Genomic DNA, 24,442 nt, shown 5'->3' with positions numbered 1-24,442 from the left:
ATCTCACATGAACGGCAACTCAAACGCCGCCCCTTCCATGTGATACACCGTCGGCTCTTCGGAAAAATATTCCTCCAGCCCCAGCATGAACAATCGATGATCCTCACTCGCTTCAAAACCCGGCGTGTGATGCTCAAGCGACTGCCAGCGCACGATCAAATTGAAACGTTCGGGCGTCTCGATCCCTTGCGCGAGCATGTGCCCGCCATAACCCTTGGCGCGGCAGAGCAGGGGGGCGACCTCGACGAAGGCCTGTTTGAACCGCTCAACGTGTTGTTGATGCACGGGTAGCACAGCGATCTCGTAAACCATGACGTTCCCCTTAACGTGCGTGCTGCGTGGTGGATGGCGCATCGCTGAGTGCGGATGGATCGACGGCAATCGCGATCTTGCCCAGCAGCCCGTTGTTACGGCTTTCCAGTCGGGCGTGGGCGAGTCCGAGGTCGGCCAGTGCATAGACCGCGCCGACATGCGGGCGCAATTGACCGCGTTCGACCAGTGCGCTCAATTCATCGAGCTTGCCGCGGTTCTGGCGGGTGAACACAAAGTGGAAACTGGCATTTTTGCCCCAGGCCTGGATCACGTTCTGTGGCTGGGCGATATCGACGATGGTCACCACCCGGCCCAGCTGCGCGAGGGCGTCGGGGCTGCGCGCCAAGGTGTCGCCGCCGATGGTGTCAAACACCACATCAACGCCATGCCCGCCGGTTTCGCGCAGGATGGCGTCGATGTAGTCCTCCTTCTCATAATCGATCAGGACATCGGCACCCATGCGTCGCGCGAACTCGAAGTTGGCTTCGCGCACGGTGGTGAAGACTCTCGCGCCCATGGCTTTGGCCAACTGGATCGCGACATGTCCGACGCCACCCGCGCCGCCATGAATCAGCACGCTTTCACCAACCCTGAGCGACGCTCGCACCACCAGCGCTTCCCACGCCGTGCCGCCGACCAGGCTGAGGCTGGCCGCTTCGAGGTGGCTCAGCGCTTTCGGCTTCTTGGCCACGATAGTCTGCGCGGCAACGTGGTACTCGGCGTAACTGCCAGGCCCGGCGAAGATCTGCGGGGTGTACCAGACCTCGTCGCCCGGCACGAAAGCCGTCACGCCCGGCCCGACTGCCTCGACCACGCCGGAGACGTCGTGACCGCTGATTGCCGGCAGCGGCACAAGGTCGGGGTAGTCGCCACGCCGAACCTGATAGTCCAACGGATTGATGGAGGTGGCGTGTACTCGCACCAGTACTTCGCCAGCATTGGGGATGGGCGTGGGAACATCGCGCAGTTCGAACGATTCCGGGCCACCAAATGATTCAAGCATCATCGCTTTCATTGCATTTCCTCGTTTCGGTAAAAAGGGATATCGGGAATTATCGATATCATGGGGCAAAAAATTACAGCTCGCTGCCGATGATCTCGGCCAGCTCACGGATTGCTGCTTCATTGCGCTTGTAGTACGTCCATTGGCCGATGCGCCTGACTTCGACCAGGCCCGCTCGTTGCAGCGTCGCCAGATAATCGGACACCGTCGACTGCGACAGCCCGACGCCTTCCTGAATACTGCTGACGCAAACACCCACTGTATGCACGTCGCCTTCATCCTGAGGAGGAAAGCTGTTGGCCGGGTCCTTCAAGCCTTTGAGAATATCGAGGCGAGTACGGTTGGAGAGTGCTTTGAAGATGTCGAGTAGGTCCATGCCGCGAAGATATCGGATTTTACCGATATGTCAACGACTGATTTCGATGGGTCATCAACCCCGATACTGCCCTGGCGTCGCCGCCAGATGCTGTTTGAAAGCACGTTGAAAATGCGCCTGATCGGCAAACCCGGCCGCGAGCGCGACGTCGGCGATCAACTGGCCGCTGCGCAGGCGCTCGCGGGCGAACTGGATGCGCTGGTTGATCAAGAACGCATGGGGCGTCATGCCGTAATGTTGTTTGAACGCGCGGATCAGGTACGACGGCGATAGCTGCGCCGCCGTGCAAATCTCGTCGAGGCTCAGCGCATCGGTGCAATGCTCGCGAATGAAATCGGCGGCGCGTTCGAGCTTGTCGTTCGCCTCGCGTAACGGCGCGCTGGCGGGGTTCAGACGCAGGTGCAGATCGCTGAAAAACTCCACCGCTGCGCTGTGTTTGCGCAGCAGGTCGTGTTGATCGTCGACGAGGATTTCGTACAGCGCGTGCAAATCGTGAAACAGCGCCGCGTCATCGAGATGGGTCACAGCAAAGCGACAAAACCCCTGTGCACCGAACCCCAGCTGTTGCTGCAAATCGCGCAGCCACGGCGTCTCGACGTACAGCATCACATACGACCACGGCTGATCGTCGATCGGATTGCACGCGTGCACATCGCCGGGGTTCATCAGCACCACCGTGCCTGCGGCCACCTCGAACGCTGATTGCTCATGCACATACGTGCTGCGCCCGGCGGTGATCGCGCCGATGGAGAAGTGCGCGTGGGAGTGCCGCGCATAACACACCTCACGGCCATCGGCGATGGCCCGCGCCTCGATGAAGGGCAGGGCATCGTCGCGCCAGAAGCGCGGGGCTTTTTCTGGGGTTTTGGCGGCAGCGTGTTTCATGGTGGTTATCCCGGCAGGCCAGTGCGCCAGTGTAGGGGCTGCGGACGCCAAAGGCTCGTCCAAGTTCGACAGGATTGGCTTTTTCAGGCCCAACGGCGCATGCAGATCGGTAAATGGTGCGCTCATCAAAACGGTTGAACTCCGCGCTAGACTCTTCCGTCACTTCCTATGAGGGGACTCAGGGCAATGTTGTCAGGTCGCCCCACTTAACGTTTTCACTCAGAAGGCGAGGGACTACATGAACACTTCAGATAACAGGGCAGGAACCACCGCAGACGAACCGTCCAAGGGCCAGGCCGGGCAGGCCTTCGAGCATTTGAAAGATGACGTCAGCGAAACGCTCGGCGGTGCTCGACAGCAAGCCGATGCGCAATTCGGTCAGTATCGTGACATGGCCGCCGAGCAGATCGAAGCACTGGCGCAAGGCGCGAAAAGCTTCGTCTCGGAGCTGGAGGACAAGGACACGCTGGGCATGTCCGATTACCTCTCCGACATGGCCGAGTCGATGACCGGCCTGGCGCAGAATCTGCGTGGCAAGAGTGCCGAACAGCTGTTGCACGACGCCGCCGAGCTGGCGCGCAGCAACCCCGCGTTGTTCATTGCCGGCAGCGTGGCGATCGGTTTCGGCCTGTCGCGGTTTCTCAAGGCTGGGACTTCTGCGGCGGCCGAAGTGACTGCCGATCATCAGCCGGCAGCCGGCAGCTCGACGCCTCCCGCCGGCGGTTTCGGCGCCCAACGACCCGATGAAACCTCCACTGCAACCCGCACTGATGCCAGTCCTGGCCTGGCGACCGGTATCACTCCGACGTCGGCCGATGAGCACGATCACCCGAGTGATTTTGCCGGAACCGCCATCCCCACCTCGCCAACCAAAGGAGACCTGTCATGAACCGAGACGATGCAGATCTGCAAGGCGCCCGACCCACAGCCAACCATGACGATGCTTCGGTGACGGGACTGCTGCGGCAGTTGTCCCGCGAAGTGCCCGCGCTGTTCACCAAGGAACTGGCGCTGGCCAAGGCCGAGTTCCAATCCAGCCTCAACACGCTCAAGGCCGGTATCGGTGCGGTCGCCGGCGGGGCGATTGTGCTGCTGGCGGGGCTGATCATTTTGCTGATGTCGGCGGTGTACGGCCTGAGTATGTTCATGGCGCCGTGGCTGGCGGCGCTGATCGTCGGCGTGGTGGTGATGATCATCGGTTTTGTCATGGTGCAGTCGGGCAAGAAACAGTTCGAACCGTCCCACTTCAAACCTGACCGGACGCTGGACGCCTTGAACAAAGACCAGGAAGCGCTGCGGAGGAAAGCCTCATGAAGACTGAATTGGATATCGAATCGCAAAAAAGCCCTGAGCAGATCGAGCGCGAGATCGATGCGCAACGCGCCAGCATCGGCAACATCGTCGACCAACTGGAAAGCAAGTTCACCCCCGGCCAGATGATCGATCAGGCGTGGGGCATGCTGCAGAACAACGGCTCGCAGTTCGTCACCAACCTGGGCACCAGCGTGCGCAACAACCCGGTGCCGGCGGTGTTGACCTCGGTCGGCCTGCTCTGGCTGATGATGGGCCAGAACCGCCCGCCAGTGCCGCAGCCGACCTACCGCAGCGGCCCGGATCAGGACCGCGCTGGTGAGTGGGCTGATGGCTTGGCCGATAGCCTCGGCAATGCGCGCGAGCATATGCACCAGACCAGCGATTCGTTGAAGCACGGCTATCAATCGCTCAAGGGCAAGGCTGCGCACATGAGCGAAAATGTTGGCGCAGCCAAGGAGAATTTGCGTCACTCGATGCACGATGCCAGCGACCGACTGAGCCAGAGCAGCCAGGCCATGGGGCAGCAATTCAGTCAGTTGCTCAAGGAGCAGCCGCTGATGGTCGCGGCGGCCGGTATCGCGCTCGGCGCCATGCTCGGTGCCGCGTTGCCCAAGACTTCAGCCGAGCAACGCTATCTGGGGCGGACCAGTGCGGGCATGGTCGATAAAGTGAAAAAACAGGCGCGGGAGGGCTATGAAACGGTCCGCGATACGGTGACCAAGACGACTGAGCAGGCGACGGGGCAGGGGTCTCAGCCTGGGCACGCGACGACGCCTGATGAGTCGGCGGATCTGTCCAAGGGATTGGGGACGTCTTGATGATGGTGGATAAGGGAGGCCTTGGTATGGCCTCCTTTTTTTATTGCCGATTGTTTATGTCTGTTTGGAAGGGCGGCGTTCGGGCTATCGGGGTGTGTCAGTTCCCCTCACCCCAGCCCTCTCCCAGAGGGTGAGGGGGCCGACCGAGGTGTTCTGCGGGATGTATCGACCTGAATGACCGAGTCGATTGTGGATTCAGCGCACACCGAAATCGGCAAAGGCGGAAATTGAACGCATCGTGGATTCAGCGCACGCCGGAATCGGCAAAGCCGAAAAACTCTAACCGATGCTGGATTCACAGCTGCACGTTCAGGTCGGCATATTCCCTCAATATCCCCCAATCAGTCCCCTCTCCCCTTGGGAGAGGGCTAGGGTGAGGGCTGTCACTGGAGAAACCGGTCCTCAAGACCAACCGAAAAGGAGTCACCCGATGCCAACCTTCACCGGTAGCTGCCTCTGCGGCAATGTCCGCCTCGAAGCCAAAGGCCAACCCTACCGCGTCGGCCTCTGCCACTGCCTCGACTGCCGCAAAGTCCACGGCGCCCTGTTCCACGCTTCAGCCATTTTCCCCGCCAGCGCCGTCACCCTCAGCGGCGAAACCCGCGATTACGCCGGCCGACATTTCTGCCCGCGTTGCGGATCCTCGGTGTTCAACCGCAGTGAAGACGAAATCGAGGTCAACCTCGGCGCCCTCGATAGCCCCGATCAACTGCAACCGACCTACGAAAGCTGGACCCTGCGCCGCGAGTCCTGGCTGCCGGCGTTTGCGCTGGCGCACCATTATCTACGTGATCGCGAGGGCCCAGGCCGCTCGGAAGACTAGCCAGAGCCCAGCCTTGCGGCGGCTCGATCAACCGCGAATAAACGCCAGCAGATCGGCGTTGATCGTCTCGGCTTCGGTCGTCGGCATACCGTGCGGGAACCCCGGATATGACTTCAGCGTGCCATTGGGTAATAACTTCGCCGACAGCGGCCCCGAATTGGCATACGGCACGATCTGATCGTCCTCGCCATGCATCACCAGCACCGGCACGCTGACTGTCTTCAAGTCTTCGGTGAAGTCGGTCTGCGAGAACGCGACGATGCCGTCGTAATGCGCTTTGGCCGAGCCCATCATGCCTTGGCGCCACCAGTTGGCGATCACGCCTTCCGCCGCCTCGGCACCGGGGCGGTTGTACCCATAAAACGGTCCGCTCGGTACGTCCCGATAGAACTGCGCGCGATTGGCCGCTACTTGGGCCTGAAAACCATCGAACACCGACTTCGGCAAGCCTCCGGGATTGCTTGCGGTCTGCACCATCAGCGGTGGCACCGCAGCGATCAGTACCGCTTTGGCGACATTGTCCTGGCCGTGGCGGGCGATGTAGTGGATCACCTCGCCGCCGCCGGTGGAGTGGCCGACATGCACGACATTCTTCGTGCCCAGATGCTTGACCACCGCCAGGGCATCGTCTGCGTAATGGTCCATGTCGTGACCGTCCCAGACCTGGGCAGAGCGCCCGTGCCCGCGCCGATCATGGGCAATAACGCGAAAGCCCTGACCGAGGAAGAACAGCATTTGTGCATCCCAATCGTCGGAACTGAGCGGCCAGCCGTGGTGGAAATGGATCACCGGCGCGTCGCGCGGGCCCCAGTCCTTGTAGAAGATTTCAACGCCGTCTGTGGTGGTGACATATCCCATGTTCGCAACTCCTGACCGATGTGAAGGGCAACCCGCGCGATACGCGCGGACCGATTTGGCTGATACAGGTGATGTGCAAGCAAAGTGCGAGCCGTTATCAACTGTAGGAGCAATGTTGATGTGTGCATGACCGGTGGTCGCAACGTCTCGCTTGAAAGCGCAAATCAGGTTTCGCTGAAAGAGACAAACCGAGGCGCGCCAGTGCGCCACGATTTTTTTGTCGAGCAGTTCAAAATGTGGGCCGATGCGGCTGGGCTGGGCCCGGTGGCTGGAATATGATGTGAGCCCTCGTCAATTCAGGGCTACGCTGAAGAGCATTACAGCCTGTGGAGTGTGTGATGCTGGTGCCCGGAAAACCCGAGAATGAAGCGGCGCGCGTACAAGCGCTGCAAGGTCTGAACCTGCTCGACTCGGCCCCCGAAGAGCGCTTCGATCGTCTGACGCGGCTGGCCAAGCGCTTGTTCAATGTGCCGATTGCGCTGGTTACGCTGGTGGACAAGGACCGCCAGTGGTTCAAGTCCTGTGTCGGCCTCGACGCCACCGAAACGCCGCGAGATGTGTCGTTCTGCGGTCACGCGATCCTGCAGAATGAGCTGCTGCTGGTGCCGGATGCCCGCGAAGACCTGCGTTTTCATGACAACCCGCTGGTGACCGGGGCGCCGAACATTCGCTTCTACGCCGGTTATCCGCTGACCGTTCCCCATGGCAACAAGTTGGGTACGCTGTGCCTGATCGATACCAAGCCCCGCGAACTCGACGATGAAGAACGCGCATTGTTGCGCGATCTGGCAGAAATGGCCGAGCAGGAGCTGACCGCGGTGCAGATGGCGAGCATGGACGAGCTGACCTTGCTGTCCAACCGCCGCGGTTTCAAGCAACTGGCCCAGCACGCACTGGACGCCTGTTCGCGGCTGAATCGCCCGGCGACCTTGCTGTTTTTCGACCTCAACGACTTCAAGCAGATCAACGACCTCTACGGGCATGCCGAGGGCGACAGTGCGCTGAAAACCTTTGCCGATGTGCTGCGCATCGCCTTTCGCGAAAGCGACGTGGTCGGGCGCCTGGGTGGCGATGAGTTCGTCGCGCTGCTGACCGGCTCCAGCCATGTCGAAACCACAGCGATCATGGCGCGCATGAAAGAAATCCTTGAAGAGCGCAACGCCACGCTGCACCGCGGCTACGCCATTCGGTTCAGCGTCGGCCAGATCGAATACGACCCCAAGCGCCACGACAGCGTCGACCGCTTGCTGGCCGACGCCGACGGCGCGATGTATGCGCACAAGCAGGCCCTGAAGCGCTGCTGATCCAGGCCCCATCGCCAGCAGGCTGGCTCCTACACTGATTATCGGGTGTACACAAAGCCCAGACTCACCCCAAAACCCTGTGGGAGCCAGCCTGCTGGCGATAGCGCCGGTCAAGCAACATCCTCATCAACTGACCCACCGCCATCGCCAGCAGGCTGGCTCCCGCATTTTGTCATCTGTGACCCACAACACAGGGGCAAAAGCCAACAAATCAAGTTTGTGCAGGAAAGTCAACTGTCATTCCTGACAGTTGCGCCAACCTTGCGCCCCAGTTGAGTATCAGCGGGCAAGACCCACTCCTTGCGGCCAGGTTCGCAGCAGTTCGACAACCTGAATACAGATGACGTCTCTTCTTTGAGGATTTTTCATGAACAAGTCGACGACAAGCACCGACCCGCGAAACGCTGGTGGTATCGATCTATCCTTTGGCAAAGAAGGTTTTGTCGAGGGTACATCGGGCGATTCGGTCAGGGCGATCACCGAGCATCTCGGCGCCATTGTTTACGCTGAGTGGAGTGGTGATGACATACGATTGTGCCGCTTGCATGCGGATGGTTCGGTTGATTCCAATTTTGGCCAGAATGGCGCTGTCCGATGGAGGTTCGAATCAGGGCAACGTGCGGCACCCGAGCAGTTGATCAGTCAGCCGGACGGCAAGATCTTATTGCTTGGACGGACTATCGATGACCGCGATCCGTTCATCTGGCGCGCGGCGGTATCCAGATTCCATCCCAATGGAAGTCCGGATCTGATCTTCGGCACTCCGATTCTGCCGTATCCGTATGACCCGGAAGAGGTCAGTTTAACAACGCATGTGCCCGTTTTTGCACAGCAGACGGACGGGAAGCTATTGATAACTACCGGTTACTCAGTAATTGACGCACAAGGCACGAGTCTCTTCGAGGCTGGAAGAATAACCCGCCTGGAATCCACAGGAGTGACCGATTCCGGCTTTGGCGTACAAGGTGAAATCGAGGTACGCATCAATGGACAGGACACCAGGATCGAATCCGTCGGATTGTTAAGTAGTGAATTCGACGAGTCTATTGTTGTAAGCGCCAGAGTCGACCGAATTCGAAACAGCAGTGCGAATCAAACAATGGGCGTGGCCTGTTTCAAATTGACAGGCCTCTTGGATCAAACGTTTGCTGCGCACGGGTATTGGGAAGCACTGCCTGGTACAACTTTGTCAAAAATGCTGATCGATAGTGACAAAATTATGTGTTTGGGAACTGCCGAAGTACCGGAGGGCCGGGCCCTGTGTCTGACCCGATTAACGGCACGAGGTGAAGCCGATCCCGAATTCAATAACGCCGTCCCTCTCATTATTGGTCTACCGCACGCGCCCGTTTTTCCAACCGGTTTGTTGCAGGCCAGGGTGAGACTGAACGTGCTAATGACAGGTCATGAGTCGGGTGGACAAATCTACCTGTTGGGCATTCGAAACGATGGCTCGCTTGATCCTGATTTTGGTGAAGCGGGAGTGGAAGATTTGGGTTACGGAGAGGTCTGGGCAGGCGCCATTCAACCTGACAACCAGCGTCTTGTCATTGCAACGGACATACCGCAATTCGGTGGCAAGAACATGCCCACTTTAATCGGAGTGTTGAACGGATAACGCGCCGAGCCGTCGCCCGGGAGAACCCGCCGAGGTCGACGGGTTTTTATTGACTGATCACTTCACTTTTAGCCAGAGCCCGCGATCAGAAGGCGATAACGCACGACCCGACATCATTTCGGCGGGCTCAACGTCGCGTAAAACTTCAGCCATTTCTCCTGATTGGTTTGCACATCCTCAAGCGCAGGCGCGATCAGCGCTTCTTGCAGCGCTTTGCTTTCGTACGCGTCAAACAGGTGTTGCACAGCCGTACTGGCGATGGCGTTGACCTTGTTGGAGGCAAACGTATCGGGAACGTCGCTACGCGACTGTACCGGCAGCGGCGCGCCGTCGATGTCGAGGCGGGTGATCAGCGCATCGCACCTGGCATTGCCGATGGGCAGAGTCCCGTGTCGATACGCCTCGGCGTCGAAGGGCAGCGTTATTGCCTTGGCATTGGCGGCAGACGGCGTCAGCAGCGCAAGATCGATATCCCTGCGCAACGTGACAGCGGATCGGCGGGTAAAGATTTCGTACACCCTCGGCGTCGATCCGCGCAGCAAGGCAATGATGGCAAACCGCGCAGTCTCTGCGTTTGGCTTCGAGGTACTGGTTGAGCTTGCCGACGCTCCCAGTTGCAGAGCAAACAATTCCAGGGCGTTGTCTTCGATGTCCTGCCGTTGCGCCAATGGCAACCGGGAAAAAGCATCCTTGATCAAAGCGACATGGGCGTCTTTCATCTGTCGCAGGCGCGCGCTCAGTGCCGCACGAAACAAACTCGACACGTTGCCGAGCCGGGCCAACGACGCTTTGATCGACGGCAGTTGCAGTGCGGTATTGTTTGATTGCCAGCCCTTTAAATCGCCGGTCAACTTGCCGGCCACATGCAACTCGCTCAGCGAGAAATGTTTGCCACCCGACCCCGGGTTGAACAACGCCTGCTCCTCCAGGTGCGGATTATCGATAAACACCTTGCGCAGATCAGCCAGTGCAACGGTCGCTGGTGTGGGACATTTCGCCAGAAAAGCCCGCTGGGAGAAACTGCGCATCCTCCGACAGTGATCGCGGAAGATACTCTCGGCACGCTTCAGAGTGGCGGCATGGTTGCCAGGATTTTCCAGGTCTCGCTGGACCACGCCCCTGGCGACGGCCCAATCGAGGACGACCGCAGTACACACGTCACTGCGCAGGAAACGGTAAAAATCCGATGGAGCCGGGCCATCGGTCAGACTGACCAGTTGCGCATAACTCATCAGGCGTGCCACGCCAGGGATGCGTTCTTCGATATACAGCACCACCTGCTTGAACCGGACCCAGCGCACGCAACTCATGTACTGGAATGAAGCGGGAATATCGCGAATCAAGAATTCAGGGGCGATGCCGGACAGTAAAAGATGGGTCGCCAGCGACTTGTTTTTTATCAGCGCAAGACCGAATTGGCGGTCGAGGAAACGCCGAACTTCGTCATACCGTTCACCCCAGTAAAAACTGTCATTGACCGCTTGGCCAATGATCTGCTGAGACTGTTCGCCTGCCTTCGGATCAAGGCTGAGCAGCAACGCTGCGAGCAGCAAGCGATCGCGATTGGTCGCCAGCAGCTCCTTGGGCTGGGCGGGGCGCGCGATTTTCTCCAGTAGCTGGTTGCCCAAAGCCTGAGCGCGTTGGGTGATGAGGATGCGGCCGATCAGGTAGTCGGCCTTGGCGTTGAGGCTGGCCAAAGGCAGATCGGTATCGACGCCCTCGCTCAGGTAATCAATCAGCGGCGCTGCATTCTTGGGTAGAAATGCCTGAGTGGTGTCGACGACCTGCTGGCGTTGTTCAGCGGTAAAACGCTCAGTCTTTCTACCGGGCTGGCCGAGCAAGTACCAATGATTCATGTGGCCGGGGCGCATGTGCAGGTTGATCTGGTCCCATTTCACAAAGCCGAGAGCTTGTTCGACGGTTCTCGGCGAAGGCAACTTGTAAAAACGCAGCATTTGCCCAAGCGTGACCTTGCCGCTGGCACGAAAGGCACCCCCGGCTTCACGAGCCTTCGCCTTGAGACGGTCGCGATAGACTTTCAGATCGGCGTGTTTTTCCACTTCCGCCGTCAAGGTTATCCAGCCGTTGTCGCTGGCCGTACCGACGTGACCGGTTGCACTGAGCAACAACGGGCTGTCAGCGGGCAGACCGTGTTTTTTCAGAATGGCCTGAAAGGCTGGACGTGCACTGAATGTGCACAGTTCCCGCTGACCCAGTGCCATCCACTCGGCCAGCGCCGAGTCCGGATGGGGCTCGCTGAATTCCTCAAGGTCGATTTTCGCCATCGGTGACTGGTTCCAGCACAGCGCTTGCAGTCGGCGCAGGATATACCGGCCGTCTTCGATATCGGCAAAACCATGTCGATGGCTGAGAATGGGGCTGCCCGTCTGCACGTATTCGCTGACATACGGCAGCGCCGGCCAGCGGTGGTCGCGCAGGCGTTGTACCAACGCTTTGGCTTGTTTGGCATCCTCCGGGATCGGCAGGGCGTAGCGTTCAAGCAACGGGCCAAGCTTGAAACGCGGACCGCCCCGACTGGCTGACACCGACGCGGAGGTCAGTGACACCGGCGTGTCCTCCATGCCGCGTTGTTCGAAAGGTTCGCGGGTCAACACTGTTTCGAGGGTGTCGGCGATGGCCTGGAAGTCCTCCAGTTGTGCATCGCGCTCCTTGACCACTGCCGAGGTGGTGTGACCGTTTTCATCTATCGCAGCGAGGCCGTCGGCCTTTAATTCAGCGACGATTACCTTCGTCTGGGCTTCGTTCTGCGGCTCGGGATAACCATAGAACGCCAGCGCGATCTGACGTGGAAAGCGGTACAGCGGATTGGCCGATTTGCCACCGATATACGGCAGGCCCATTTCGCCGGGGTCAATACGCTGGGCAATCCACAACAACGCCGGTGCGACCTGCCACCAGCCGGAATCATCGTCCAGCGCGAAGGTGCGTACGCTCGCGGTGCCATTCGTCTGGGTTCGCGCCTCCAGGGTGGCGCCCTTGATACGCAACGTATCCAGATCAATGTGAAAGCGACTGGCCCAGTCGAGAAACTCCGGGCGCTCCAGAGCCGCCCAGTACAGCTCCATCCATTCGCGCAGCAGGCAACCGCGCGGAATCTCCAGCGTACGCTCAGGCTCCTGAGGTTTGGCGACCGGGACGGCGATCAACTCATCGATCAGGTTTTGCAGAAAAGTCTGTTGCGGTGACGCGGGTTGCACTGTGTCGTTCATTTGCGCTCTCCATGGCGGCTGACAGGCATCAAGCGCCGATTGTCGAGCGGTGGAGGGCGGGGCGGGTGGTAGTTATGTAATGCGCGGGGCCATTCCTGCGGGCACAAAAAAACCCGTCATTCGACGGGTTTTTTCTGGCCAGCGAAGATTACTCTTCGATGTTGCCCATGGCGGTGGTGTTGAAGCCGCCGTCGACGTACATGATTTCACCGCTGATGCCCGACGCCAGGTCGGAGCACAGGAAGGCGCCGGCGTTGCCGACTTCGTCGATGGTGACGTTGCGGCGCAGTGGGGTTTGCGCTTCGTTGGCGGCCAGCATCTTGCGGAAGTTCTTGATGCCCGAGGCTGCCAGGGTGCGGATCGGGCCGGCCGATACGCAGTTGACGCGGGTGCCATCCGGGCCCAGGGAGCCAGCCAGGTAACGAACGCCAGCTTCCAGCGAAGCCTTGGCCATGCCCATGACGTTGTAGTTCGGCATGGTGCGCTCGGCGCCCAGGTACGACAGGGTCAGCAGGCTGCCGTTGCGGCCTTTCATCATTTCGCGACCGGCTTTGGCCAGTGCCACGAAGCTGTAGGCGCTGATGTCGTGAGCGATGCGGAAACCTTCACGGGTGGTGGCTTCGGTGAAGTCGCCGTCCAGTTGGTCGCCCGGGGCGAAGCCGACGGAGTGAACGATGCAGTCCAGGCCGTCCCACTTCTTGCTCAGTGCTTCGAAGACCTTGGCGATTTCTTCATCGCTGGCCACGTCGCACGGGAAGCACAGCTCAGGGCTCGAGCCCCAGCCTTGTGCGAACTCTTCGACGCGACCCTTGAGTTTGTCGTTCTGATAAGTGAAGGCAAGCTCAGCGCCCTCGCGATGCATGGCGGCAGCGATGCCGGATGCGATGGACAGCTTGCTGGCGACACCGACGATCAGTACGCGCTTACCGGCGAGAAAACCCATGTGTTGCTCCTCTTTCAGGTTATTGCGCAGTGGCTGGTGCCAGAAAAGCGGCTTCCAGCAACTGCTGTGTATACGGATGTTGGGGGGCGGCAAAGATACTTTGCGCGTCTCCCTGTTCGACCACTTGGCCATGCTTGACCACCATCAACTGGTGGCTCAGCGCTTTGACGACAGCCAGGTCATGGCTGATGAACAAATACGTCAGGTTGTACTTGGCTTGCAGTGAACGCAACAGCTCCACCACTTGCCGCTGCACCGTCCGGTCGAGCGCCGAAGTCGGCTCGTCCAGCAGGATCAGCGCCGGTTTGAGCACCAAAGCCCGGGCAATGGCGATTCGCTGCCGCTGCCCACCGGAAAATTCATGGGGGTAGCGGTGCCGGGTTTCCGGATCCAGACCTACCTCCTTCAATGCCGCGATGATCGCCGCTTCCTGTTCGGCCGCGGTGCCCATCCTGTGAATCCGCAGGCCTTCGCCGACGATGTCATTGACGCACATACGCGGGCTCAGGCTGCCGAACGGGTCCTGAAACACCACCTGCATCTCCCGCCGTAACGGGCGAACCTCGTTCTGCGTCAGGCAGTCTAGCTGCTTGCCTTCAAAACGGATGCCGCCCTGGCTGCCGATCAGGCGCAAAATCGCCAGACCCAGCGTGGATTTGCCGGAACCACTCTCACCCACGATCCCCAGAGTCTGACCCTGAGGCAGGCTGAAATTGATGCCGTCCACTGCCTTGACGTGATCCACCGTGCGCTTGAGCAGGCCTTTCTTGATCGGGAACCAGACTTTCAGGTCCTCGACTTCGAGCAGCGGCGCGCCGATTTCATTGCTCGCCGGACCGCCGCTGGGCTCCGCGCCGAGCAATTCCCGAGTGTACGGATGCTGTGGCGAACGGAACAGCTCTGCGCACGATGCCTGTTCGACGATGCAACCGCGCTGCATGACACATACGCGGTGCGCAATTCTTCGCACCAGGTTCAAATCGTGACTGATCAGTAACAGCGACATGCCCAATCGCGCCTGAAGTTCCTTGAGCAAATCGAGGATTTTCAGCTGAACGGTCACGTCCAGCGCGGTGGTCGGCTCGTCGGCAATCAGCAGTTCCGGCTCGTTGGCCAAAGCCATGGCGATCATCACGCGCTGGCGCTGACCACCAGAGAGTTCGTGGGGCAGGGCCTTGAGGCGCTTGTGCGGCTCGGGAATGCCGACCATCTCCAGCAGTTCCAGCGTGCGCCTGGTCGCGACTTTGCCGGACAGGCCCTTGTGGATGCCCAGCACTTCGTTGATCTGTTTCTCGATCGAATGCAGCGGATTGAGCGAGGTCATCGGCTCCTGAAAGATCATCGCGATGCGGTTGCCGCGAATATGGCGGATGGTCTTTTCGCTCAGGCCCAGCAGGTTTTGCCCGGCGTAATTGATGCTGCCGGCCGGGTGGCGCGCCATGGGGTAGGGCAGCAGCCGCAGGATCGAGTGCGCAGTCACCGATTTGCCCGAGCCGGATTCGCCGACCAGCGCCAGGGTTTCGCCGCGCTTGATATCGAAACTCACGCCCTCGACCACGCGATGGATGCGCTCGCCGAAACCGAACTCGACGGCGAGGTCGCGCACTTCGATCAGATTGTCCTGATTCATTTCACTTCCTCGGGTCGAAGGCATCGCGAGCGGACTCGCCGATAAACACCAGCAGGCTCAACATCAGCGCCAGCACAGCAAACGCGCTCATGCCCAGCCACGGCGCCTGCAGGTTTGATTTGCCCTGCGCGACCAGTTCACCCAGCGACGGGCTGCCGGCCGGCAAGCCGAAGCCGAGGAAATCCAGCGCGGTGAGGGTGCCGATGGCGCCGGTGAGGATGAACGGCATGAAGGTCATGGTCGAGACCATGGCGTTGGGCAGGATATGGCGGAACATGATCGCGCCGTTCTGCATGCCCAGCGCCCGAGCGGCGCGAACGTATTCAAGGTTGCGGCCACGCAGGAACTCGGCGCGCACCACGTCGACCAGGCTCATCCACGAAAACAGCAGCATGATCCCCAGCAGCCACCAGAAATTCGGCTGGACGAAACTGGCGAGGATGATCAGCAGATACAGCACCGGCAGCCCCGACCAGATCTCCAGAAAGCGCTGCCCGGCCAGATCGACCCAGCCGCCATAAAACCCCTGAAGCGCACCGGCAATCACGCCGATGATCGAACTCAGCACGGTCAAGGTCAGCGCAAACAACACGGAAATGCGGAAGCCGTAGATCACCCGCGCCAGCACATCGCGGCCCTGATCGTCGGTGCCCAGCAGGTTGTCCGCCGAGGGCGGTGCCGGGGCCGGGACTTTCAGGTCGTAGTTGATGCTCTGGTAGCTGTACGGAATCGGCGCCCACAACACCCAGGCGTCCTTGTCCTTGAGCAGTTCGCGGATGTACGGGCTCTTGTAGTTGGCTTCCAGCGGGAATTCGCCGCCGAAGGTGGTTTCCGGGTAGCGCTTGATCGCCGGGAAATACCAGTTGTTGTCGTAATGCACCACCAGCGGCTTGTCGTTGGCGATCAGCTCGGCACCCAGGCTCAGCCCGAACAGAATCAGAAACAGCCACAGCGACCACCAGCCACGCTTGTTGGCCTTGAACAGTTCGAAGCGGCGGCGGTTGAGAGGGGACAGGTTCATCTCAATGCTCCCGGCTTTCAAAGTCGATGCGCGGATCGACAAAGGTGTAGGTGAGGTCGCCGATCAGTTTCACCACCAGCCCGAGCAGGGTGAAGATGAACAGCGTGCCGAACACCACCGGGTAGTCGCGGTTGATCGCTGCTTCGAAACTCATCAGGCCGAGGCCATCAAGGGAGAAAATCACCTCCACCAACAACGAGCCGGTGAAGAAGATCCCGATGAACGCCGACGGAAACCCGGCAATCACCAGCAGCATCGCGTTGCGGAACACGTGCCCGTAGAGCACGCGATTGCGCGTCAGGCCTTTGGCCTTGGCGGTGACCACGTACTGTTTGTTGATCTCGTCGAGGAAGCTGTTTTTGGTCAGCAGGGTCATGGTCGCGAAGTTGCCGATCACCAGCGCCGTGACCGGTAGTGCCAGGTGCCAGAAGTAATCGAGGATCTTGCCGCCCAGGCTCAGTTCATCGAAGTTGTTCGAGGTCAGCCCGCGCAGCGGGAACCAGTCCAGATAACTGCCGCCGGCGAACACCACGATCAGCAGAATCGCAAACAGGAACGCCGGGATCGCATAACCGACGATGATTGCCGAACTGGTCCACACATCGAAATGGCTGCCGTGCCGCGTGGCCTTGGCGATCCCCAGCGGAATCGACACCAGGTACATGATCAGCGTGCTCCACAGCCCCAGCGAAATCGACACCGGCATCTTTTCCTTGATCAGGTCGATGACCTTGGCGTCGCGAAAAAAGCTGTCGCCGAAATCCAGTTGGGCGTAGTTCTTGACCATGATCCACAGGCGTTCCGGGGCCGACTTGTCGAACCCGTACATGTGCTCGATTTCCTTGATCAGCGCCGGGTCCAGACCTTGCGCGCCGCGATATGACGAACCGGCCACCGCCACTTCGGCGCCGCCGCCGGCAATCCGGCTGGTAGCACCTTCGAAACCTTCGAGCTTGGCGATCATCTGCTCCACCGGCCCGCCGGGCGCGGCCTGGATGATCACGAAGTTGATCAGCAGAATGCCGAACAGGGTCGGGATGATCAGCAACAGTCGCCGAAAGATATACGCCAGCATCTGATTACTCCGTGCCCGCAGGGTCGGCTTGCAGTTGGGTTTCGACTTCTACCGCAGGTTTGGCGTCAGGCTTGACCCACCAGGTATTGATGCCGATGTCGTACTTGGGCGAGGTTTTCGGGTGGCCGATGTGGTTCCAGTACGCCACACGCCAGCTCTTGATGTGCCAGTTGGGCACCACGTAATAGCCCCATTGCAATACGCGATCAAGGGCTCGCGCATGGGCGACCAGGCTGTTGCGCGAATCGGCGTTGATCAGGCTTTCCACCAGTTGATCGACGATCGGATCCTTCAGGCCCATGCTGTTGCGGCTGCTCGGTTTGTCGGCGGCGGCACTCATCCAGTATTCGCGCTGTTCGTTGCCCGGCGAGTTGGATTGCGGGAAGCTGCCGACCATCATGTCGAAGTCCCGCGAACGCACGCGGTTGATGTACTGCGAGACGTCGACGCGGCGGATCACCAGATCGATGCCCAGATCGCTGAGGTTGCGCTTGAACGGCAGGAGCACGCGTTCGAATTCGGTCTGTGCGAGCAGGAACTCGATCACCACCGGTTTGCCCGTGGCATCGACCATTTTGTCATCGACGATTTTCCAACCGGCCTCTTGCAGCAGTTGATAAGCCTCGCGCTGCTGGCTGCGGATCATGCCGCTGGCGTCGGTTTTGGGGTTCTCATAGGCTTCGCTGAACACCTGGGCCGGCAGCTTGCTGCGGAACGGCTCGAGGATCGCCCGTTGCTCGGCGTCGGGCAGGCCGGTGGCGGCCATTTCCGAGTTTTCGAAATAACTGCGGGTGCGCACGTAGGCGCCGTTGAACAGTTGCTTGTTGGTCCATTCGAAATCGAACAGCAGACCGAGCGCCTGACGCACCCGCACATCCTGAAACACCGGGCGGCGCAAGTTGAAGACGAAACCCTGCATGCCGGTCGGGTTGCTGTTGGCGATCAGTTCCTTGATCAGACGCCCCTCGGTCACCGCCGGAACATTGTAGGCGTTGGCCCAGTTCTTCGCGGTCATCTCCAGCCAGTAATCGAACTGCCCGGCCTTCAGTGCTTCAAGGGCGACGGTGTTGTCGCGGTAGTAATCCGTGGTCATCGTGTCGAAGTTGTAGAAACCCCGGTTGACCGGCAGGTCCTTGCCCCAGTAATCCTTGACCCGCTCGTAACGCACCGAGCGACCGGCCTTGACCTCGGTGACCTTGTACGGCCCGCTGCCCAGCGGAATCTCCAGATTGCCCTTGTTGAAGTCACGATCGGCCCACCAGTGTTTTGGCAGCACCGGCAACTGGCCGAGGATCAACGGCAGTTCTCGGTTGTTGCTGTGCTTGAACTTGAACAGCACTTTCAGCGGGTCTTCAGCGACGACTTCGGCGACGTCGCTGTAATAGCCGCGAAACATCGGCGAACCTTCCTTGGTCAGCGTATTGAAGCTGAACACCACGTCGTCGGCGCGCACCTGATGACCGTCATGAAAGCGTGCTTCCGGGCGCAGGTAGAAACGCACCCAGCTGTTGTCGTCGGCTTTTTCGATCTTGCCAGCGATCAGGCCGTACTCGGTGAACGGCTCGTCGAGGCTGTGGCGGGTCAGGGTGTCGTAGATCTGCCCGATGTCATCGGCCGGCACGCCTTTGCTGATGAATGGGTTGAGGCTGTCGAAGCCGCCGAAGCCGGCCTGGCGGAACACGCCGCCCTTGGGTGCGTCGGGGTTCACGTAATCGAAATGCTTGAAATCGGCCGGGTATTTCGGCGGCTCGTTGTACAGGGTCACGGCGTGTTGCGGGGCAGCAAAGGCCAGCCCGGCGAACAGCAAGCCGCTGGCCTGCACGAGCAGGGCGCGAACAGGGTTCATCGATCTTTCTCCGAAGACTTCAGCCACCACGCGCTCAGGCCCAGGGTGTAGGGCGGCGTGGTGACGAAGGCCAACCGCTTGCGGTAGGCCAGACGGTGATAATTGAGGTACCAGTTGGGAATGCTGTAGTGCTGCCACAGCAGCACACGGTCGAGCGCCTTGCCGGCGGCGACCTGCTCGTCGCGGGTGCGCGCGGCGAGCAATTGTTCAAGCAGGTGATCGACCACTGGATTGGCGATGCCCGCGTAATTCTTGCTGCCCTTGACGTTCACTTGGCTGGAGTGGAAGTACTGCCACTGCTCAAGGCCAGGGCTCAGAGTCTGCCCCAGGGTCATCGAGATCATGTCGAAATCGAATTGATCGAGGCGCTGTTTGTACTGGGCGCGATCGACGGTGCGCAGGTGCGCGTCGACGCCAATGCTGTTGAGATTGACGATGTACGGCTGGTAAAGACGCTCCAGATTCGGATTGACCAGCAGCAGTTCGAACCGCAGCGGTTCCCCTTCGGCGTTTTGCAGGCGCTGGCCATGGAGTTTCCAGCCAGCCTCGGCGAGCAGCGCCAGGGCTTTACGCATGGTTTCGCGCGGAATGCCGCGACCATCGGTGGTTGGCAGGGTGAACGGTTCGGTAAACAGCCTCGCCGGCAGCAGATCCTTGTACGGCTTGAGCATCAGCCATTCATGCCCGACCGGCAGGCCGCTGGCGGTGAATTCGCTGTTGGGGTAATAACTGTTGGTGCGCTGATAGGCGTCGCTGAACAGCGTGCGATTGGTCCACTCGAAGTCGAACATCAGGCCCAGCGCTTCACGGGTCTTCGCATCGGCAAACGTCGCGCGGCGGGTGTTCATGAACAGGCCCTGACTCTGGGTCGGGATCTGATGCGGGATCTGCGCCTTGATCACCTCGCCACGGCGAATCGCCGGGAAGTTGTAGCCGTTGGCCCAGTTCTTCGCCTGGTGCTCGATGTAGATGTCGAATTCGCCGGCCTTGAACGCTTCGAACGCCACATCGCTGTCGCGGTAGAACTCGACTTCCATGCGATCGAAGTTGTACTTGCCGCGATTGACCGCCAGGTCCTTGCCCCAGTAGTCCTTGACCCGCTCGAACATCAGCTGCCGCCCCGGCGTCACCGCAGTGATGCGGTACGGGCCGCTGCCCAGCGGCGGTTCGAAAGTGGTGGCCTTGAAGTCGCGGTCCTTCCAGTAATGCTGCGGCAGCACCGGCAACTCGCCCAGGCGCAGGATCAACAGCGGATTGCCCGAACGCTTGAGCACGAAACGGATGCGCTGCTTGTTCAGAATGTCGACGCGCAGCACCTCTTGCAGGGCCGTGCGGTACAGCGGATGGCCTTCCTTCAATAACAGGCGATAGGAGAACGCCACGTCATAGGCGGTGATCGGCGCGCCATCGTGAAACCGCGCCTCGGGCCGCAGATTGAACACCACCCAGCTGCGATCTTCGCTGTACTCCACCGATTGCGCGATCAAGCCATAGCTCGACGCCGGCTCGTCACCGGACGGCGAATACTGTCCGGTGCCGACCATCAACGGCTCGTTCAGCTCGTTGATGCCGTACTGGAGGAAATTCGCGGTAGTAACCGGGCTGGTGCCCTTGAAGGTGTACGGATTGACCGTGTCGAACGTGCCGAACGCCATCACCCGCAACGTACCGCCCTTGGGCGCTTGCGGGTTGACCCAATCGAAATGGGTAAATCTGGCCGGGTACTTGAGCGTGCCGAACTGCGCATAACCGTGACTTTCGGTAATCGTCGCGCTTGCGGTTGAGCTCAAGGCCAGGCTGATCAGGAGCAGGGGGAGGGCACGCTTCAAGTCAGATCCGATCCAGCGGCTTGGGCTTTGTGGGCGGTACAGTAACAGCTTGTCTGGACAGGCAAAAGATCATGGGTTAATGCGCGGTTAATCGCTGGGGCGAAGAGCCCTCACCTTGGCCTTTGGAGTGGCTGGGCCCCGGGAAAATCAAAAGCCCCTCACCTTAACCCTCTCCCGGGGGGAGAGGGGACTGATTGGGGTGTTTGGGAGAATGGCGATAACCTGAAATATCGAGTTGAACGCAGGTTCTGAAAAGCATGGAGATCGGCTCCCTTTCCCCCTCGCCCCCTTGGGGGAGAGGGCTGGGGTGAGGGGGGATTGGATCTGACGGGCGCCACAAAATCCGATGCAAAAAAAAGCCCCCGAAAACTCAGGGGCTCTTGCAATCAATGCGGCTGATACACCGTGAGCATCTGCCCCGGCTTCAAGGCCTTCCCGGCGCCTGGATTCCAGCGCTTGAGATGCTGCATCTGCACGTTGAAACGCTTGGCCACCACATACAAGGTGTCGCCACGCTTGACCTTGTACTGGGTCTGCTGCTGGCTGTCGTCCTTGCCTTTGGTCTTGCTGTTGGCCGCCACCACCGTGTTGACCCGGCCAGACTTGCGAGCCGGTGCGCGTTTGCTGGTGTCCTGCATCACCAAGGTCTGACCAACCTTGAGATTCTTGCCGGTCAGCTTGTTCCAGCGCTGCAGATCCTTCACCTCGACCTTGTTGGCCTTGGCAATGGAACCGAGATTGTCGCCACGTTTGACCCGGTAAGCGCGCTTGAGCTGCGCGACTTCGGACGGGTCGGCGCCTTCGAATACCGGTTTCAGCGAACGCGGGCTGATCAGCTCGTCGGGGCGCATGGTCTGCAGACTGGCCGTGAGCAATTGCGCCTTGGACGTCGGCACCAGCAGATGCTGTGGACCGTCGATCGTGGTGCGCTGCTTGAAGGCCGGGTTGAGCTGGAACAGCTCGTCTTCGTCGATATTGGCCACCGCGGCGACCTTGGACAGGTCCATGCGCTGGTTGATTTCGACAACCTGGAAATACGGTTCGTTGGCGATCGGGTTGAGGTTGACCCCGTAGGCTTCCGGCGCCAGTACCACTTGCGACAGCGCCAGCAGCTTTGGCACGTAGGCCTGGGTTTCCGCTGGCAGCGGCAGGTTCCAGTAATCGGTCGGCAGGCCGAGCTTTTCGTTGCGCTCGATGGCGCGGCTGACCGTGCCTTCACCGGCGTTGTACGCCGCCAAGGCCAACAGCCAGTCGCCGTTGAACATGTCATGCAGGCGGGTCAGGTAATCCATCGCTGCGGTGGTCGAGGCGGTGATATCGCGGCGGCCATCATAGAAGCGGGTCTGCCGCAGGTTGAAGTAACGCCCGGTCGAAGGAATGAATTGCCACAGGCCCACCGCATCGGCGCGGGAGTAGGCCATCGGGTTGTACGCGCTCTCGATCACTGGCAGCAGGGCCAGTTCCAGCGGCATGTTGCGCTCTTCGAGGCGTTCGACGATGTAGTGAATATAAAGACTGCCGCGTTCGCCGGCGTTCTCGAGGAAAGAGGGATTGCTGGCGAACCACAGGCGCTGTTGCTCGATGCGCGGGTTGACGCCCAGGCCGTCCTGCAACTGGAAGCCTGCGCGCATGCGTTCCCAGATGTCCTGGGGCACCTGCGGGCTGGGCTTTTCGGTCAGCCAGATCGGCTTCTGCTTGGCTCGCGCAGCAATGTTCGGCGTATGGGTCGCTTCAGTCTGCGGAGCATGGCTGGAACAGCCCGCCAGCGTGGCGGACACAGCCACCGCGATGGCTTGCGCCAGGCGGGTCAATGCGTCTGAATTGATGGACTTACGTATGGATGACGACATTGGCTGGAAGTAAGTTCCGGGCAAAAATGTCGGGCGATTCTAGAAAGCGCACCCCCCGCGGTCAACCATTCAGAATATTTGTGCCAACAAGCGGGCGACTTAGAACGTATCTTTCCAGGCCCGCAAAGCTGCAAATACCTCGCTCGGCGCCCGGTTTTGAGCGCCTGCCCGTTCGTCCACTTTTTGTGTAACCAATGTTTCAGAAGTGCGCAAAAACGGGTTGGTGAGCTTTTCCAGAGCCAGGGTCGAGGGCAGGGTCATGACGCCGTTTTGCCGTTGCTCGGTGACTTTTTCCAGACGAGCGGCAACGTCCGCGTTGCCCGGTTCCACGGCGGCAGCAAACTTGAGGTTGCTCAGGGTGTATTCATGGGTGCAGTAAACCAGCGTATCTTCAGGCAAGGCAGCGAGACGGCTGAGCGAGTGGTGCATTTGCTCCGGCGTGCCTTCGAACAGGCGCCCGCATCCGGCCGCGAACAAGGTGTCGCCGCAAAACAGCAGGCCGTGGTGGTAATAGGCAATGTGTCCCAGGGTGTGACCGGGCACTGCGTAGACGGCGAAGTCCCAGCCAAGCACGCTGACGCTGTCGTTGTCCTTGAGCGCCACGTCGCGCCCCGGAATGGTTTCGCTGGCCGGACCGTAGACTTTCGCGCCGGTCGCGGCTTTGAGGCGCTCGACGCCGCCGACGTGGTCGTGGTGATGATGAGTGATCAGAATGTCGCTCAGTACCCAGCCCGGGTGGCCGTCGAGCCACGCTTGCACGGGCGCGGCGTCGCCCGGATCGACGACCGCGCAACGCTGGGTGCGGTGATCCTGTAACAACCAGATGTAGTTGTCGGTGAACGCGGGCAGGGCACTGATCTGTATCATCGTCGGAATCGCCAAGCGGAAAACATTGGCGCATCTTAGTAGTTCCTGGCGCTTTGGAGAATGCGATGAGTGATAAAGCGTTCGCACAGGCTGATCCTGACTGGCTGGCCCTGATCGGCGCAGCCCGTGAATGGCTGTCCGGCCCCCTCGGGCAATTGTTGCTCGACGAAGAGCGGCGCATGCTCGAAGACGAACTGGGGCGGTTCTTCGGCGGTTATCTGGTGCATTACGGGCCATCGGCCGAGACCCCGCCGGCGGCGCCGCAAGTGCAGCGCAATGTGCGCCTGGGCGCGCCGCTGCCCGGCGTCGAGATTGTCTGCGAAGAACAGGCCTGGCCGTTGAGCGAGCATGCCGCCGACGTCGTGGTGATGCAGCACGGTCTGGATTTCTGCCTGTCGCCCCACGGTTTGCTGCGCGAAGCGGCGAGCGCCGTGCGGCCCGGCGGACACTTGCTGATCATCGGCATCAACCCGTGGAGCACCTGGGGGCTGCGTCATGTGTTCGCCCACGATGCCCTGCGCCAGGCGCGCTGCATCTCGCCGTCACGGCTCGGCGACTGGCTAAACCTGCTCGGCTTTGCGCTGGAGAAACGCCGCTTCGGATGCTATCGTCCGCCGCTCGCGTCGCCCAAGTGGCAGGCCCGTCTGGCCGGCTGGGAACGCAAGGCCGGCGACTGGCAACTGTCTGGCGGTGGCTTCTATCTACTGGTCGCGCGCAAGATCGTGGTCGGCCTCCGGCCATTGCGTCAGGAACGCCGCGAGCCGATGGGCAAGCTGATTCCGCTGCCGATGGCCAAGGTCAATCGTCGCCGCATCGAACCGTAAATCTTCTTATATTCGT

At 60.3% G+C, this 24,442-nt stretch carries 21 protein-coding genes; 7 read left to right on the top strand and 14 right to left on the bottom strand.

All coding sequences use genetic code 11. The features are described from left to right. Window positions 1-3: 3 nt before the first annotated feature. The 4 genes from J3P93_RS16240 to J3P93_RS16225 form a co-directional block, all read right to left on the bottom strand. On the bottom strand, window positions 4-312 hold the full coding sequence (locus J3P93_RS16240) for an antibiotic biosynthesis monooxygenase family protein (protein WP_434589542.1): 309 nt from the start codon (window positions 310-312) through the stop codon (window positions 4-6). Between the two features lie 10 nt (window positions 313-322). Then, window positions 323-1,327, bottom strand: a complete 1,005-nt coding sequence (locus J3P93_RS16235) for a zinc-dependent alcohol dehydrogenase family protein (protein WP_434589540.1) — start codon at window positions 1,325-1,327, stop codon at window positions 323-325. A gap of 61 nt (window positions 1,328-1,388) precedes the next feature. Continuing rightward, window positions 1,389-1,691, bottom strand: coding sequence for an ArsR/SmtB family transcription factor (locus J3P93_RS16230; RefSeq protein WP_434589537.1), 303 nt, complete (start codon window positions 1,689-1,691; stop codon window positions 1,389-1,391). 54 nt (window positions 1,692-1,745) lie between these two features. Continuing rightward, complete coding sequence (locus J3P93_RS16225; protein ID WP_434589534.1) at window positions 1,746-2,576, bottom strand: helix-turn-helix domain-containing protein; 831 nt, start codon at window positions 2,574-2,576, stop codon at window positions 1,746-1,748. A gap of 238 nt (window positions 2,577-2,814) precedes the next feature. On the opposite strand from J3P93_RS16225, the gene J3P93_RS16220 reads away from it, so the two are divergent. The 4 genes from J3P93_RS16220 (at window position 2,815) to J3P93_RS16205 (ending at window position 5,531) form a co-directional block, all read left to right on the top strand. Then, on the top strand, window positions 2,815-3,465 hold the full coding sequence (locus J3P93_RS16220) for a hypothetical protein (RefSeq protein ID WP_434589530.1): 651 nt from the start codon (window positions 2,815-2,817) through the stop codon (window positions 3,463-3,465). Next, complete coding sequence (locus J3P93_RS16215; protein WP_093102271.1) at window positions 3,462-3,890, top strand: phage holin family protein; 429 nt, start codon at window positions 3,462-3,464, stop codon at window positions 3,888-3,890. The genes J3P93_RS16220 and J3P93_RS16215 overlap by 4 nt, the downstream gene beginning before the upstream one ends. Next, window positions 3,887-4,708, top strand: a complete 822-nt coding sequence (locus J3P93_RS16210; RefSeq protein WP_434589527.1) for a DUF3618 domain-containing protein — start codon at window positions 3,887-3,889, stop codon at window positions 4,706-4,708. The genes J3P93_RS16215 and J3P93_RS16210 overlap by 4 nt, the downstream gene beginning before the upstream one ends. 430 nt (window positions 4,709-5,138) lie before the next feature. Beyond that, the gene (locus J3P93_RS16205; RefSeq protein ID WP_434589524.1) at window positions 5,139-5,531 is read left to right on the top strand and encodes a GFA family protein; all 393 of its coding nucleotides are present in this window, start codon (window positions 5,139-5,141) and stop codon (window positions 5,529-5,531) included. A gap of 27 nt (window positions 5,532-5,558) precedes the next feature. Here the strand turns inward: J3P93_RS16205 and J3P93_RS16200 are convergent, their stop codons facing one another. Continuing rightward, on the bottom strand, window positions 5,559-6,389 hold the full coding sequence (locus tag J3P93_RS16200; protein WP_434589521.1) for an alpha/beta fold hydrolase: 831 nt from the start codon (window positions 6,387-6,389) through the stop codon (window positions 5,559-5,561). Between the two features lie 338 nt (window positions 6,390-6,727). On the opposite strand from J3P93_RS16200, the gene J3P93_RS16195 reads away from it, so the two are divergent. Both J3P93_RS16195 and J3P93_RS16190 read left to right on the top strand, forming a co-directional pair. Beyond that, entirely contained in the window at window positions 6,728-7,693 is a 966-nt protein-coding gene (locus tag J3P93_RS16195; protein ID WP_434589518.1) for a sensor domain-containing diguanylate cyclase, read from the top strand. Window positions 7,694-8,060: 367 nt separating this feature from the next. Further along, entirely contained in the window at window positions 8,061-9,311 is a 1,251-nt protein-coding gene (locus tag J3P93_RS16190) for a hypothetical protein (protein ID WP_434589515.1), read from the top strand. A 113-nt stretch (window positions 9,312-9,424) separates the two neighbouring features. On the opposite strand, the gene J3P93_RS16185 is transcribed toward J3P93_RS16190, so the two are convergent. The 9 genes from J3P93_RS16185 to gloB all read right to left on the bottom strand — a co-directional run bounded on the left by J3P93_RS16185 (window position 9,425) and on the right by gloB (window position 23,602). Further along, on the bottom strand, window positions 9,425-12,541 hold the full coding sequence (locus J3P93_RS16185; RefSeq protein ID WP_434589513.1) for a hypothetical protein: 3,117 nt from the start codon (window positions 12,539-12,541) through the stop codon (window positions 9,425-9,427). Window positions 12,542-12,689: 148 nt separating this feature from the next. Further along, window positions 12,690-13,484, bottom strand: a complete 795-nt coding sequence (fabI, locus tag J3P93_RS16180; RefSeq protein ID WP_007906751.1) for an enoyl-ACP reductase FabI — start codon at window positions 13,482-13,484, stop codon at window positions 12,690-12,692. Between the two features lie 19 nt (window positions 13,485-13,503). Then, complete coding sequence (locus J3P93_RS16175; RefSeq protein ID WP_434589509.1) at window positions 13,504-15,114, bottom strand: ABC transporter ATP-binding protein; 1,611 nt, start codon at window positions 15,112-15,114, stop codon at window positions 13,504-13,506. 1 nt (window position 15,115) lies between these two features. Next, window positions 15,116-16,135, bottom strand: coding sequence for an ABC transporter permease (locus J3P93_RS16170; protein WP_434589507.1), 1,020 nt, complete (start codon window positions 16,133-16,135; stop codon window positions 15,116-15,118). 1 nt (window position 16,136) lies between these two features. Further along, window positions 16,137-17,210 (bottom strand): microcin C ABC transporter permease YejB, encoded by a 1,074-nt coding sequence (locus tag J3P93_RS16165; protein WP_203421728.1) that lies wholly within the window; start codon window positions 17,208-17,210, stop codon window positions 16,137-16,139. 4 nt (window positions 17,211-17,214) lie between these two features. After that, complete coding sequence (locus J3P93_RS16160) at window positions 17,215-19,056, bottom strand: extracellular solute-binding protein (protein WP_434589505.1); 1,842 nt, start codon at window positions 19,054-19,056, stop codon at window positions 17,215-17,217. Then, window positions 19,053-20,885, bottom strand: coding sequence for an extracellular solute-binding protein (locus J3P93_RS16155; protein WP_434589502.1), 1,833 nt, complete (start codon window positions 20,883-20,885; stop codon window positions 19,053-19,055). The genes J3P93_RS16160 and J3P93_RS16155 overlap by 4 nt, the downstream gene beginning before the upstream one ends. A gap of 386 nt (window positions 20,886-21,271) precedes the next feature. Beyond that, the gene (locus J3P93_RS16150; RefSeq protein WP_434589499.1) at window positions 21,272-22,735 is read right to left on the bottom strand and encodes a transglycosylase SLT domain-containing protein; all 1,464 of its coding nucleotides are present in this window, start codon (window positions 22,733-22,735) and stop codon (window positions 21,272-21,274) included. Window positions 22,736-22,834: 99 nt separating this feature from the next. Next, on the bottom strand, window positions 22,835-23,602 hold the full coding sequence (gene gloB, locus J3P93_RS16145) for a hydroxyacylglutathione hydrolase (protein WP_434589496.1): 768 nt from the start codon (window positions 23,600-23,602) through the stop codon (window positions 22,835-22,837). Window positions 23,603-23,667: 65 nt separating this feature from the next. On the opposite strand from gloB, the gene J3P93_RS16140 reads away from it, so the two are divergent. Further along, complete coding sequence (locus tag J3P93_RS16140) at window positions 23,668-24,426, top strand: class I SAM-dependent methyltransferase (protein WP_090282909.1); 759 nt, start codon at window positions 23,668-23,670, stop codon at window positions 24,424-24,426. The last annotated feature ends 16 nt before the right edge of the window (window positions 24,427-24,442 follow it).

The organism is Pseudomonas sp. R3-57 (genome assembly GCF_051132065.1).
GTDB lineage: Bacteria > Pseudomonadota > Gammaproteobacteria > Pseudomonadales > Pseudomonadaceae > Aquipseudomonas.
Note: the sequence above shows the minus strand (reverse complement) of the source record. Positions and strands in the feature narration are given on the sequence as shown.